This window comes from Kyrpidia tusciae DSM 2912 (genome assembly GCF_000092905.1).
Classification (GTDB): domain Bacteria; phylum Bacillota; class Bacilli; order Kyrpidiales; family Kyrpidiaceae; genus Kyrpidia; species Kyrpidia tusciae.
On the sequence record NC_014098.1, the window covers coordinates 2,394,421 to 2,407,357 of the forward strand.

The 12,937-nt window shown below is 59.2% G+C and carries 13 protein-coding genes; 3 read left to right on the forward strand and 10 right to left on the reverse strand.

Going from position 1 to position 12,937, the window contains the following annotated elements; all coding sequences use genetic code 11:
- Window position 1 precedes the first annotated feature (1 nt).
- Together BTUS_RS11925 and BTUS_RS11930 are read right to left on the reverse strand one after the other, a co-directional pair.
- Window positions 2-1,252: a Glu/Leu/Phe/Val family dehydrogenase gene (locus BTUS_RS11925; RefSeq protein WP_041305858.1), complete on the reverse strand. Its 1,251-nt coding sequence runs from the start codon at window positions 1,250-1,252 to the stop codon at window positions 2-4.
- Between the two features lie 145 nt (window positions 1,253-1,397).
- A complete protein-coding gene (locus tag BTUS_RS11930; protein ID WP_123809302.1) occupies window positions 1,398-1,604 on the reverse strand; it encodes an AbrB/MazE/SpoVT family DNA-binding domain-containing protein in 207 nt (68 codons plus the stop codon).
- A gap of 540 nt (window positions 1,605-2,144) precedes the next feature.
- Here BTUS_RS11930 and codY point away from each other — a divergent pair.
- Window positions 2,145-2,918 (forward strand): GTP-sensing pleiotropic transcriptional regulator CodY, encoded by a 774-nt coding sequence (codY, locus tag BTUS_RS11935; RefSeq protein WP_041305860.1) that lies wholly within the window; start codon window positions 2,145-2,147, stop codon window positions 2,916-2,918.
- 154 nt (window positions 2,919-3,072) lie between these two features.
- On the opposite strand, the gene BTUS_RS11940 is transcribed toward codY, so the two are convergent.
- Entirely contained in the window at window positions 3,073-4,683 is a 1,611-nt protein-coding gene (locus tag BTUS_RS11940; RefSeq protein ID WP_013076327.1) for a PASTA domain-containing protein, read from the reverse strand.
- A 179-nt stretch (window positions 4,684-4,862) separates the two neighbouring features.
- Here BTUS_RS11940 and leuC point away from each other — a divergent pair, with 179 nt between their 5' ends.
- Together leuC and leuD are read left to right on the forward strand one after the other, a co-directional pair.
- Window positions 4,863-6,263, forward strand: a complete 1,401-nt coding sequence (gene leuC, locus BTUS_RS11945; protein WP_013076328.1) for a 3-isopropylmalate dehydratase large subunit — start codon at window positions 4,863-4,865, stop codon at window positions 6,261-6,263.
- Window positions 6,264-6,297: 34 nt separating this feature from the next.
- Entirely contained in the window at window positions 6,298-6,912 is a 615-nt protein-coding gene (leuD, locus tag BTUS_RS11950) for a 3-isopropylmalate dehydratase small subunit (RefSeq protein WP_013076329.1), read from the forward strand.
- A gap of 76 nt (window positions 6,913-6,988) precedes the next feature.
- Here the strand turns inward: leuD and BTUS_RS11955 are convergent, their stop codons facing one another.
- The 7 genes from BTUS_RS11955 to BTUS_RS11985 all read right to left on the reverse strand — a co-directional run bounded on the left by BTUS_RS11955 (window position 6,989) and on the right by BTUS_RS11985 (window position 12,907).
- Window positions 6,989-7,564: a spore coat protein gene (locus BTUS_RS11955; protein WP_013076330.1), complete on the reverse strand. Its 576-nt coding sequence runs from the start codon at window positions 7,562-7,564 to the stop codon at window positions 6,989-6,991.
- 107 nt (window positions 7,565-7,671) lie between these two features.
- Entirely contained in the window at window positions 7,672-7,923 is a 252-nt protein-coding gene (locus BTUS_RS11960; protein WP_041304240.1) for a TOBE domain-containing protein, read from the reverse strand.
- Between the two features lie 332 nt (window positions 7,924-8,255).
- Window positions 8,256-9,674: a zinc ribbon domain-containing protein gene (locus BTUS_RS11965; RefSeq protein WP_013076331.1), complete on the reverse strand. Its 1,419-nt coding sequence runs from the start codon at window positions 9,672-9,674 to the stop codon at window positions 8,256-8,258.
- On the reverse strand, window positions 9,649-9,990 hold the full coding sequence (locus BTUS_RS18925) for a hypothetical protein (RefSeq protein ID WP_041304243.1): 342 nt from the start codon (window positions 9,988-9,990) through the stop codon (window positions 9,649-9,651). The genes BTUS_RS11965 and BTUS_RS18925 overlap by 26 nt, the downstream gene beginning before the upstream one ends.
- 22 nt (window positions 9,991-10,012) lie before the next feature.
- Complete coding sequence (locus BTUS_RS11975; RefSeq protein ID WP_052300621.1) at window positions 10,013-10,762, reverse strand: site-2 protease family protein; 750 nt, start codon at window positions 10,760-10,762, stop codon at window positions 10,013-10,015.
- A 65-nt stretch (window positions 10,763-10,827) separates the two neighbouring features.
- A complete protein-coding gene (locus tag BTUS_RS11980) occupies window positions 10,828-11,421 on the reverse strand; it encodes a flagellar brake protein (RefSeq protein ID WP_013076333.1) in 594 nt (197 codons plus the stop codon).
- 247 nt (window positions 11,422-11,668) lie between these two features.
- Window positions 11,669-12,907, reverse strand: a complete 1,239-nt coding sequence (locus BTUS_RS11985; protein ID WP_013076334.1) for a dihydrolipoamide acetyltransferase family protein — start codon at window positions 12,905-12,907, stop codon at window positions 11,669-11,671.
- Between the last annotated feature and the right edge of the window lie 30 nt (window positions 12,908-12,937).

The window sequence follows — 12,937 nt, forward strand, 5'->3', positions numbered from 1 at the left end:
GTCAAACCCACCCGCGCAGCTGTACCGCTTCCGCCAACCGCCGAATCCCGACCATGTAGGCCGCCAACCGGGTATCCACCTGATGACTTTTCGCCATGGCCAAAACTTTATGTACGGCTGCCACCATCATCTGGGCCAACCGCTGGTTCACTTCCTCCTCGGTCCAATAAAACCCTTGGTTGTTCTGCACCCATTCAAAATACGATACGGTTACTCCCCCGGCATTGGCCAGGATATCGGGAATCACGAGAATCCCCCGCCGGTCGAGAATTCGGGTCGCCCCCAAAGTGGTGGGCCCGTTGGCCGCTTCCACCACGATCCGTGCCTGAATCTGATCGGCATTGTCTTCCCGGATCTGATTTTCAATCGCCGCGGGAATCAAGATATCGCATTCCTTGGTCAGCAATTCCTCGTTCGGGATGCGCTCATTCTGGAATAAGTTCGTCACCATGCCGAAAGAATCCCGGCGATCGAGCAAATGGGGAATATCGAGGCCGTCGGGCTTATACAGTGCGCCCCCGGCGTCACTGATCCCCACCACCTTTGCCCCTTCTGCGTGCAAGATCTCTGCGACATGGCTACCCACATTCCCGAATCCTTGGACGATCACCCGGGCTCCGGCAAGTTCTATCCCGAGAGTCTTCGCCGCTTCCCGGGTTGCGATGACCACCCCGAGAGCCGTGGCCTTCTCCCGCCCCCTCGAACCCCCGAGGACGATCGGTTTACCGCTGATAAAGGATGGGGAATCATATTCCCGGATCCGGCTGTATTCGTCGTACATCCAAGCCATCACTTGGGCGTTGGTGTACACATCCGGCGCCGGGATGTCCTTGGCGGGCCCGACGATCTGGCTCACGGCCCGGACATATCCCCGGGACAAACGTTCCAGTTCTCCCAAGGACATGGTCCGTGGGTCACACACGATGCCACCTTTTCCCCCGCCGAAAGGCAGTTCAAAAATGCCTGCTTTCAGGGACATCCATAAGGCCAGGGCCTTCACTTCCTCCTCGGTCACATCGGGGTGAAAGCGAATTCCCCCCTTGGTCGGGCCAACGGCATCATTATGTTGAACGCGGTAACCGGTGAACACTTTCACTGAACCGTCATCCATGCGAACCGGGATGCGGACGGTTAAAACCCGCAGCGGTTCCCGAAGCAGCTCGTATGTGGCATCTGAATATCCGAGTTTCTTTAACGCTTGTTGAATGACCTCCTGAGTCGCTTCAAACAGACTGCGCGACACAGAGGGCATGCTGGCACCTTGAATCAGTCGTTTTTGGGCCTTCACGATGTCCCCTCCCCACGCCGCTCTCCTCTTGATTCGAGAGGCCGCCCCTCTCTTTTCTAAATTATAATCGAAAAAAGCGAAGGGACGCGAGGGAGCGCCGGGGCAGGGGTCAAAAGCGCCCCCTCCTCAGCTCCAACCCATCCCCTGCAATGCACCATTCTACCGGATCGCCGGGTTCAATTCCAAGGGCCTTCATCACCGGCTCGGGCAGATGCACCGCCCCCTCCTCGTCCACGCCCAAAATCCACCCTTCCAGCTCTTCACGAGGTTCGTTTTTCATCGTTTTCACCACCCGAGCATTCAAATGGTCGTCCATGGTCATTTATATCCCTGGGCTCTGTTCCTCATACAAGTTTGGTCGGAGCCACACGGGTTGGAAACCCGCCCAGGTGGCATGATATAGATACGCGACCCCACTACGGCCTATCCAAGCGGGGCGAACCGTCTGAGAAGGAGGAATCGGGATTCGCCTTCGCACTTTTTCGCAACTCCGGGCGAGGGCAAAGAAGACCCTCCTGCTTCCAATCCCTTTGCCAACGGAACGGGCGAACCGGGCAGTCGGGATGCGTGAACCAATGAATGGGACAGTCGTAACGGTCAATACAAGACATCGGCCTCAACCTCCTCGCAGGTTCCTCGTCACGAGATCTTTACGACAATTTGACGTCATCGTATAGCGGCGCAGAAAATTGTACACAATATATTCAAATTCATTTTGTCGATTTGTGTTATAATACTGTATGAAATCGATGGCGCGAAGTCTTCAAGACTTTCGATAGATCGGGCTTGTATCTCCCCCCGACACTTCGCCGAAAGGAAATCAGATTTTATAAAGGAGTGGATCACAGTGGGTACCATGTTGGAAAAGGTTCATCGAATGAACGTGCTGTTGCAGAAATCGGCAGCCGAGTCCATCGATTTTAAAGAGATGTCCGAACTCCTGAGTGAAACGTTGCGCGCCAACGTCTACGTGGTCAGCAAGAGCGGCAAGATTCTGGGTTACGGCATGGCCGAGTACGCCCTGACTGCGGAATGGGAACGCATCATGAACGTCGACGGGCGGTTCCCCGGCGCATTCAACGACACATTGCTCAGCTTCAGCGAAACAGCGGTCAACCTTCAGAACAAAGAGAAGCTATATGTGTTTTCCGAAGAGGAAAACGAGACGTTCCGTCAGAAGAACATCATGATCGTTCCGGTGGTGGGCGGGGGAGAACGCCTGGGAACGATGTTGCTTGCCCGACTGGATCGAAAGTTTACCGACGAAGACATTATATTGGCGGAATACGCCGCAACTATCGTGGCCATGGAGATTCTTCGCGCGAAACAGATTCAGCGGCAGGAGGAAGCCCGCAAGCGCATGATGGCGCAACTCGCTTTCGATAACCTGTCGTATTCCGAAGTGCAGGCGGTCATGTCGATCATGAACGCGCTCAAGGGAGACGACGGCGTGATCGTGGCCAGCCGAGTGGCCGACGAAGGCGGGATCACCCGCTCCGTAGTGGTCAACGCCGTGCGCAAACTTCAAAGCGCCGGTTTGGTGGACAGTCGGTCCCTCGGTATGAAGGGCACCTATCTGCGTATCCTCAATCCCTTTTTGCGGGACGTGCTGAGAAAAGCTGTGGTCTGAACCGACCCGCAAAAAAACCCCATCTCTATCCTATGAGCGGGGCGCTGGGATCATCCCAGCGCCCCGCCTATTTAAAGCCGGAAACTCCGCAGCCAACCGGTGCGCTGAAGCTTGACATACTCAGCGGCAGCCCGGCGATCCCGCATGCGGGAAATCAAGAACCACGGCTCACCCGGAAAACCACGTAGTCCCCATCCCCCACCTGGGTCCCCGGTGAAGGCGTTTGGTCGATGACCGTGCCTTTTGGCCGGTCCGAGGATACGATTTCATACCGGTAGTGGATGCCGAGGCTAAGCAATTGAGACTGCGCCTGATCCAACGTCAGACCGGTCAGATCCGGCACCGTTTTGACACCCGGAGCGGGGGTGGCCCCGGGAGACGCCGATCCACCCGGCGTTGTCGTCCCGGTCGAACCGGAGGTGGACGAGCCCGACCCTTGTGTCGAATTGCCGGGCTCCGGACCGAAGGCCGGTCCCGCCGCCCCTGAGCCGGGAGAGTTCGGGGGGGCCGCCACCTGAAGATGAACCACCCGGTCGGGTTTGACAGTTTTTCCGGCATACGGATCTTGACCGATCACCGTCCCGGGGGGCTGGGTGCTGGCCTGGGGCTCTTTCACCACCTTCGAAGGATCAAGCCCGGCCTGGACCAGGGCACCCAAGGCGTCATCGTAGGACTTCCCCACGACAAAAGGCATCGTCGCATCCCCCGGCCCCCGCATAAACACCGCGTAGGCCAGACTCGCGCCGCCCACAACGGCCAGGATGGCGACCATCAGCACCATGGCTGCCCGGGACCAATGAAACCGGTGCATCCACCCGGCCACGCCGGGGCGGGGAACCGCCCGGACAGCGTCGGCCATACGACTGTCGCCCCATCCCTTCCCTTTTTTTGTCGAGAAAGGTTTTCCCCGCCCAAACGCCATCGCCCGCACCTGAGCCCAGGGGTTGGGAGCGCCACCGCTGGGGCGAATCCCCTTCCCGACCGGGCGGTTTGAGGCTTCCCCGACACCGGTTTTTTTCGGGGAAGGCGCAGGAGCCGAAACAGCCGCGGACGACGAGGCGTCGATAAGCTCCGGAGGCGCTTCGCGAAAGACATCTCTGATCCCGCGCACGCAGGTTTCGAGGTCGGAAAACTGCAAAGTCGGGTCTTGGGAGACTGCCCGCAACCACCAATGGCCAAACGCCTGGATCCACAGGGGCGGGATCTGGCCCGTTAAGCTTTTCTCAAGCACTTCCCACTGCAAAGGGGCATCCGGGTTTCCGGTCGCCAGCCGCACAGCCGTATGGGCCAGCTCCCGCGGGAGAGAGTGGTTCCCCGCCCCCAGTCCGTAAAACACAACCCCTCCTTCCGGCCGAAGCCAAATCCAGCGGGGGTCCAGGGACACGCCCTGAAGGCCGGCCCGATACCATTCTAAAGCCGCCTCTCCCAGCTGCGTCAATCTCGACAACCACGTTTCGGTACTCCCCGACCCAGACTTCCACGCCCGCCAAAAGGGTTGTCCCGCCACGCGCCCGTACACCACGTACACCGTCCCGGCATCCAGACCCACATCATAGATATCCGGCCGGGAAGGCCAACTCCCGCCCGCGGCCGCGCGAATATCCCGCAGCAGATTCTCCCGGTCTTCGTCGGGCATGCCGGGAAACACCGCCAGAGCCACCGGGCGGTGAAGCGAACGATCCCACCCCAGGTGCAATTGCCCTTTTTGCGTCGATCCGACCATCTCCTGAGATTCGTATCGCTCGCCCCAGACAAGATTCACCATGGGGTTCCCCCTCCCACTGATCATCCATCCCTATCTTATTGAAATTCGAAGGTCGAGGTTATTTTCGGGCCGTCCATCCTTCGGTGCCCCACCTGCCTATTCCTTCTCTTCGACAAACGGTGAAAATCGTGATACACATAATAGTATAGTCCCAACCGGGCTCAAGGAGGGAGCGACCATTGCCAAAAACACTGCTTGACAAGATTTGGGAACGCCACGTGGTAGACGCAGAACCGGGGAAACCGGCTCTCTTGTACATCGACCTGCACCTCGTCCACGAGGTGACGTCCCCCCAGGCTTTTGAAGGACTCCGTCTCGCCGGGCGACGGGTTCGACGGCCGGACTTGACTTTCGCTGTGGTGGATCACAACGTGCCCACCACCGATCGAAGCCTCCCCATCGCCGACCCCATCGCCGCCGAGCAGATCCGAACCCTCGAAGAGAATTGCCGGGAATTTGGCATTCGCCTGTGGAATCTGCACGATGCCGAGCAAGGCATCGTCCATGTAATCGGACCTGAACTCGGCCTGACGCTGCCCGGGAAGACGATCGTTTGCGGAGACAGCCACACTTCCACTCACGGAGCTTTCGGAGCCCTGGCCTTCGGAATCGGAACCAGCGAAGTGGAGCACGTCCTGGCCACAGGGTGTCTGCCCCAAAACAAACCCCGCACCACCGAGGTGCGGTTGGTGGGCCGCCGTCAGCCAGGGGTATCTGCCAAAGACGTGATCCTCGCCCTCATCGCCAGGTACGGCACCGATTTTGCCACCGGTACCGTGATCGAGTATCGGGGCGAGGCGATCCGAAACATGTCTATGGAAGAGCGAATGACAATATGCAACATGTCAATCGAAGCGGGCGCCCGAGCAGGGCTGATCGCCCCGGATGAAACCACGTTCAACTATATCCGTGGTCGCCGATTCGCTCCCCGAGGTGAGGCGTGGGACGCCGCCATGCGGGATTGGAGGGAATTATACACGGACCCCGGAGCGTCCTTTGATCAATCGGTGGAACTGGACGTCTCGTCCTTAGCCCCCCAAGTGACGTGGGGTACGAATCCCGGAATGGGAACGGACGTGACCGGGGTTGTTCCGAGCCCGGAAGACTTCGAGGATGAAAACCGCCGCCGGGCGGTGGAACGAGCCCTGGAGTACATGGATTTGAAACCGGGAACCCCCATCACATCCATCCAAATCGACCGGGTGTTTATCGGCTCGTGCACGAACAGCCGGATTGAGGATTTGCGGGCGGCCGCCCGGATCGTGAAGGGGCACAAAGTGGCCCCGCACGTGAAGGCCATGGTGGTCCCGGGCTCAGGACTCGTCAAGCAGCAGGCGGAAAAGGAAGGTTTGGACGTCATTTTCAAAGAAGCGGGCTTTGAATGGCGAGAGGCGGGTTGCAGCATGTGCCTCGGAATGAATCCCGATATCTTACAGCCCGGAGAGCGGTGCGCGTCCACGTCCAACCGGAATTTTGAAGGACGCCAAGGTCGAGGCGGTCGAACTCACCTGGTCGGTCCAGAGATGGCAGCGGCCGCGGCTGTGGCCGGCCATTTTGTCGATGTGCGGAATTGGTCGTAATTCCAATATGAACCAAAAGGGAAGGCGGGAGAATATGGAGCCGTTTGTTCGCCATGAGGGACTGGTCCTGCCCTTGGACCGGGTGAACGTGGACACCGACCAGATCATTCCGAAACAATTTCTGAAACGCATCCAAAGAACGGGATTTGGGCAATTCCTCTTTTACGACTGGCGGTTCCGGGAAGATGGATCGCCAGATCCGAAGTTTATCCTCAATCATCCGGAATACCGGGAGGCATCCATTCTTCTGGCCCGGGACAATTTTGGTTGTGGTTCCTCCCGGGAGCACGCCCCTTGGGCGTTGCAGGATTACGGGTTTCGTGTGATTATCGCCCCCTCCTTCGCCGATATTTTTTATAATAATTGCTTCAAAAATGGTCTGTTGCCGCTGGTCCTCCCCGGTGAGACCGTGAACCACCTGTTTGACGAAGCGGGGCGGATTCCGGGCCGCTATCGGTTGACGGTGGATCTCGAATCCCAGGAAGTGTGGGACAACCGGGGTTGGCAGACGCGGTTCGAAATCGATCCCTTTCGGCGGGAATCGCTGCTCAAGGGGTTGGATGACATCGGCGTAACTTTGGAGAAGGAGGATCGTATCGCCGGGTATGAGCAAAGAATGGCCCCATATTTAATTCCGCGGGAAGCCTGACCGGCGCACGAAAAAGGCCCGGGGAACAAGTGGTTCCCCGGGCTTCGGCGCCCCAATACCCCGTTTTTGCCTCGGCTTATTGGTAGGCGGGTTGTACCGGGCCCGCTTGCTGGCCGATGGGCTGGTAGGTGTGCAACAAAGTTTGGGCGGTCTTATCCAGCAGGGTGGGAACTTGATACCACCCTTTTTGGTTCATGAACAAGAAGGTTTCGTACGCGTGTTGGGCACAGGTGACCGCTCCGTTCACCATCATCTGGCGCAAGTTGGGGTCGGCGCACTCCAGGGCGGCCTGCATATGGTTCCGGGCGGAGTTTTTGTGGGCGGATAGCACCGCGCCCGCAATTTGCTGATCATTGAAAGAGGTCACCCCGGTCTGGGGAGATACCGGAGCGGGCTGCCGAAGCCCATAGGCGATCTGTTGGGGTTGGGCCAAGCGCATATCCGGCTGATGGGGTGTCGCCGCCTTATAGGTATGCGTGTAGTTGACCATTTCATTGTACGCCGCCACCGCCGATTGGATGTGGCGTTCGATCATTTGTTTCAAGCTCTGATCTTGGCATTGACGGGCATAAAAAGAAAAATGTTCAATCTGCGACCGGGTTTCATTGAGGATTTCATGAGTTTCCATCGCTTCGTGGGCACCGTAGGGCATGTGGATTCCTCCTTGGCTGAGATCTTGTTCCTCCCATAGCATGGCATGGAAAGGAAGCCTTTATGCACGCCATGCCGAACTCCCCCCAGTGCCCTCAGCCGCCTTCCTCACCGCACCGCTTCCTCAGTCTCTTCGTCAAACAAGTGAATCTTTGACAGGTCCGGTGCCACCTTCAGCCGCTGCCCCGGCTCCGCTTTCAAGGACGGATCCACCCGCACCGTCAAAGCCTGATCCCCGTGGCTTACGTAAAGATAGGTTTCTGCACCGGTGGGCTCCACCACTTCCACGTTGACCTCGAATCCGGCCTCGTCTTCGGAAGTGGCGGGATGCAAATGTTCCGGACGAACCCCCAGAACCACCCGGGGGCCAACCCCCTTCCGTTTCACCGCATCCGCCAAGGAATCGGGCAAGGCAATCCGGATGTGGTATCAACAGTTGCCGGAATATCTGTCCAAACCTATCCAACAAACCGCTGTCGGCCTGACCTTTGTCTCCTTCCATCCGGAAGGGAGCCGCCCCCGGGGCGGGCGTGCTTCTCGGCGTGTGCTTCCTCCCGCGTCCGGCAAGCCAGGATCGGCAAACCGGTCCCCAAGGAATGAAGCTCAGAGCCATCCCGTACCACACGGGCACTCGCGAAAGGCATCTCGTCCAGGCGGTTAGCCTCCCGCGAGACCAGAGGGGTTTTTTGCCCTCAGGCAACCTCTGGCTTTGGGTCATCCCCTCTCCGGGGATACACGAATGTCTTCGTCCATTTCCTGTACAGGTTCATCATCCCCACAAAATCCGCGTCCGCGCTGTACCGGTGGTTCGGGTTCTTGCATGTGAACCGTGAACCTTTTCGTTCCCCGAGCACCTTGCAGTGCGGACAGACCTGGGAGGTATAGGCCGGGTTGCGCTCCACCGTCAGAATCCCTTCCCGAAACGCCAGGTCCCGGACCCATTCCATGATCTTCCCCCGCAACCAGTACGCCCGTTTGTGGTTCTTCCGCCCGCTTTTGCTCATCTTCTCTTTCGGCGGCCGGTACCGACGCAGGTGCTCGAACACGATCACCCTTGCGCCGTGCTCCCTCGCGAACCGGACAATGGCCACGGCCGTCTGATTGGCCGCGTTCTCGTCCAGGTTCCGGATCTTGTTCCACAAGTTCGCGTTGTCCTGGACGCCCGGCCGAAGCCGTCCGCTTTGTTTCCGCTTGCGGTAAATGACGGTCAACAGCCGGTGCCGCCGATGGTTCAAGGCCCTGCCGTCCACGAACCTCGTGGCCGCCAGCCGCCCTTCCACGAACGCTCCCATCACGGCCAACCGATTGGCCCCCAGGTCCACCGCAACCACCGGCATCTGTGGGTTTGCCCGGCGCTGTTCCTCTGCCTTCCGGGGTTTGTCTACGGATTTCTCCATCGGGATGTGCAGCGCATACCGCACCCCGCCCGGATATCGTTTGTCCCGCTTCCCGTACACCGTCAGGGATTTCGCCACCCATGTCCGGTCCCCTTTTTCTTCGCCGGAACCGGCCTGGGCCGTCTTTGAACGTTTCCTTTCCCGAGCGATTCGTTCTTTCTCCAGGGCGGACCTGGCGAGAAGCGCTTCGGCCTGGGCGTGAACCACCACCGGCAGTGACACCTTTTCCCACTTCTGCCCGGTGTGCAGTTTCAAGCTGATGAACGTGTGCCGCTTTTTCTTCTGCGGGGTCAGGTCATACGCGGGGTGCTCGACCATCCCTGCATAAAACGTCACCGGTTCGTTCGGTGCGCCGGGTCGTGGTTCCCGCCCGCGCTGGTCCGGTGTCGTTTCCTTCCAAGTTTTCAGGTGGCTCCACCAGGACCGCACCTTGCCAATGGCCTGGTTGATCGCCGCCCGCCGCAACTCCGTCGGCATCCCCTTCGCAGACGGAACGTGTTCGTCAAGCGGCCACCCCGGGTTCGGGTGGGCTTTGGTCGCCAAGGTGTGAAACTCCGCGAAGGTCAACAGTTCCTGGTTGGTGCGCTTGCGGAGGTAGGGAGCGCCGTCTTTTTTCCGGGCTTCCACCAGCTCGTCCAACACGTTCAGATGTGCGGCGAAAAAATCCATGTAGAACGCAATCACCTGGTTATAGATGTCCTTGGTCCTCTCCAACGCCTCCCTCTTGCACCGATGGACCTCCCTGTGAATCCCGATCCGGATCGTCTTGATGACCTTGACCAGTGCCCTCACCTCCCATCTCGTTCATGGCCTGCCCGATCTTTTTCCGGAACTCCTGCGACCGCTTGCCGTACATCCGGGCTGAAAACACGGTGATGATCGTCAACAGGTCTCCAGCCGTAACAACCTGGCCGTCCTCTTCGCCCCATCGACCGGATACCATGAGCCCGATTTCCCAACCCCGGCCTTCGGGATCATCCCCGCCTTGAAGCAGCGTTCTCACCCAATCGCCGGCTCCCCGCAGCGGCAACCCCCGCGCCTCCTGTGGACTGTCATGTCGGAGGCCCCAGCTGCAACAGGAGACTGTGAGTCCCCCAGGAGGCCACGGCCAGAAACGCCACGAGTCCAAAATAGAGAACGCCATAACCGATCCGCGAAGAGACCGGGATCCAGATGTCGGGCTGATTGCGCATGCGCCAAAACTCCAAAAAGCCAAAGATCAGGATGAGAAATAAGATGAGATTCGGCCTCGTCACTGCGATCGCCGCCGCCACCGCCAGTCCGGCACCCCACAACTTGCGATGAACCGCCCGGACCACCCTCCCGCCGTCCAGGGGATAGACAGGTAAAAGGTTGAACAAGTTGACGAAGAATCCCACGTAGGACAAAAAGAGCATCAAGATCGAACCCGTCCACCCATACCAAAACCAGCAAATCACCGCCCCCACGGTGCCCGCGATCGGCCCGGCGATCCCGACAAAAGCGTCCTCCCGTGGATCGGCAAATTGCGTACGCAAGCGGATAAATGCCCCCAAAAACGGAATGAAATAAGGAAGGGACGCCTCGCCTCCCTTCATGCGGATCGCCACCACGTGACCCATTTCGTGCACAAACAGTAACAACACGAATCCAATGGCAAAAGGCCACCCCAAAAATACAGCGTAGGCGACGATGGTCAAGAGCATCGTTAAAACCGGTCCCTTGGCCAGAGCCAACAGCTTAACGAGCGCCCATAATTTCGCCCCGAATTTCCCGAGAATCAGAGCGATGGCCGCAAATATGCCGGCCGTTCGCCGTTTCATGAACACAATCATCCTTTCCGCGGGCGCGAACCACCCACGCTACCAGTATACCATCCCCTTTCTTGTCACGGCAGTCTGCCCTCTTGAATCAACTTTCGCTGGCGGTCGAGTAAGAAGCGGAGGAGGGTGTCGAGATGCCGCTCGTCCACGTGCAAGAACGTACAGGCAATCCGGCTTCTAGAAGCCAGCAGCGGCTCCACCCGCACCACCCTCGCCCGAACCGGCATCTGCAAAGCGGGCAACTCCAGAGTCAATTCCAACTCATCTCCGGGCTTGAGGTTCGCCTGGGCAATGAACAAGCAGCCGTTGCCACTTAGATTCACACATCGCCCCTTATGATCGCCCCATGTTACGGGCACATCCACCGGCACCCGAAAATACTGCCGACGCCGCTCTCGCTCCCAGCGCTGGGGCATCTCCAACTCCAATAGCTCGGCTTTCCCGTGAACCCGGCCGGTGACCCGGGTCGTGGCCACATAACAGTCCCCCTTCCGGGGAAAAATGCGCACCCGGATCTCCGTCTGGTTTTTCAATCCAGCCACATTGGGCCACAAGACCCAAAATTTATTGTCCTGGATATCGTACACCACCGATTCGAACTGCACCGTCTCTTCGCCGGCCTGGTATTCCCCATGAACTTTAAACCCTGGTTTGATCAAGAAAAATTCCTCCCACAGCGCCCCCCTGGCTTGTTGATCCGTCATTCTTTATTTAATTGAACTATTCATCAACGAAGCCGGGAATTCCTCTCGGCCTTCGCCAAAAATTCCCCCCTCAAAGCAAAAAGCCGAGCGACTCGCCCGGCTTATGCCAACCGTTCGATCTGATTTCGCACTGCCGGCCCCCGGAACGGGGCCGAACAGGCACGCGAAAAAGTTAAACCTGCCTCTGGCCCGGTGGGCGAACCTAAGCCACTAGCCGTTCCGGTTGCCCGAGAGCCTCACATACGGCGCTCAGAAATTGTGCCGCCGGACCGCCATCCACCGCCCGATGGTCGAAGGTCAGGCTCAGGGGCAGTCTTTGCCTCTGTACAATCCCTTGATCGCTCAAGACAAGATACGGCTCCGCCCGCCCCACACCAAGCAGACCCACCTCTGGCGGGTTAAGAATGGGTGTGAAGAACTGTACCCCGTAAGTCCCCAGATTGGACACCGTAAAGGTTCCCCCGGTCATCTCTTGGTGCGTTAACCTCCCGGCCCGGGCCTTTTCCGCCAGGCGGGCGGCTTCCTGGTGAAGCTCCTCTAAAGTGAGCCGATCGGCGTCGACGATCACCGGAACCAGCAGTCCTTGGTCAGTGTCCACCGCAACCCCGAGATTGACCCGGGACTGGCGCGCCGGGCCGTCTTCTGTCCAGTGCGCGTTGATATCCGGGTGATCCCGCAGCGCCAGTACCACCGCTCTTAGCACCCAGTCATTTAGCGACGCCTCCGGCGCCCACCGCTTTCGCCACTCCATGAGCCGGGTGATGTCCGCCCAGGCCATCTCCGTCAATTGGGCGGAACCCTGGAGACTTTCCATCATCCTTCGGGCGATGGTCCGCCTCACCCCCCACCCCGGGCCCTGAGCCAGCCGGGACGAAGATGAGGCCGCCTCCCCAATGGCAACCTGACGCTCCTGCACCCCTTCGGCATCGGCCACCGTCGGCGCCCGATGGCCGGTATCCGGGGCCCCGTCCGGCACCTCTTCACGCCCCACTTCAGCGGCGCGGCGGACATCGTCTTCCGTGGGGCGGCCGCCGGGCCCAGTTCCGGCAATGGCAGACAAATCCACCCCCAGTTCCCGGGCCAATCGACGAACACGGGGCGAAGCGGGCACGAAGCTCGGTTGCGTATTTTCCTGCACCTTCTCCTGGGGCACCGGCGCCTCAGCCGTCCCCGAAGGCGAAGGGGCCATACCGGTCTCACCCGCCGATGCCGCCTCGTCGACCACAGCCAGCACTTCCCCCACGGCCACCGTCTCGCCCCGCTGCTTAAGAATCTTAGTCACCACCCCGTCGACCGGGGCGGTTACTTCACTCACGGCTTTCTCGGTCTGGACTTCCACCAGGACATCCCCGGCTTTGACAGAGGCTCCTTCTTGAACGTGCCAAAACACCACCACACTGTCGTATCCTTCCTCGCTGGTTTTCGGCATTCGTACTTCCATGTCTAGTCCTCCCAATGAGGTGATGAATCG

Coding starts and splice junctions, on each gene's coding strand:
- BTUS_RS11940 (WP_013076327.1), bottom strand. CDS start 4,683: ATGGTGAATCTTGTCTGGGGCGAGCGATACGAATCTCAGGAGATGGTC.
- BTUS_RS11930 (WP_123809302.1), bottom strand. CDS start 1,604: ATGGACGACCATTTGAATGCTCGGGTGGTGAAAACGATGAAAAACGAA.
- BTUS_RS11955 (WP_013076330.1), bottom strand. CDS start 7,564: ATGCCCTACGGTGCCCACGAAGCGATGGAAACTCATGAAATCCTCAAT.
- BTUS_RS11975 (WP_052300621.1), bottom strand. CDS start 10,762: ATGAAACGGCGAACGGCCGGCATATTTGCGGCCATCGCTCTGATTCTC.
- leuD (WP_013076329.1), top strand. CDS start 6,298: ATGGAGCCGTTTGTTCGCCATGAGGGACTGGTCCTGCCCTTGGACCGG.
- BTUS_RS11985 (WP_013076334.1), bottom strand. CDS start 12,907: ATGGAAGTACGAATGCCGAAAACCAGCGAGGAAGGATACGACAGTGTG.
- BTUS_RS11925 (WP_041305858.1), bottom strand. CDS start 1,252: ATGCCCTCTGTGTCGCGCAGTCTGTTTGAAGCGACTCAGGAGGTCATT.
- codY (WP_041305860.1), top strand. CDS start 2,145: ATGTTGGAAAAGGTTCATCGAATGAACGTGCTGTTGCAGAAATCGGCA.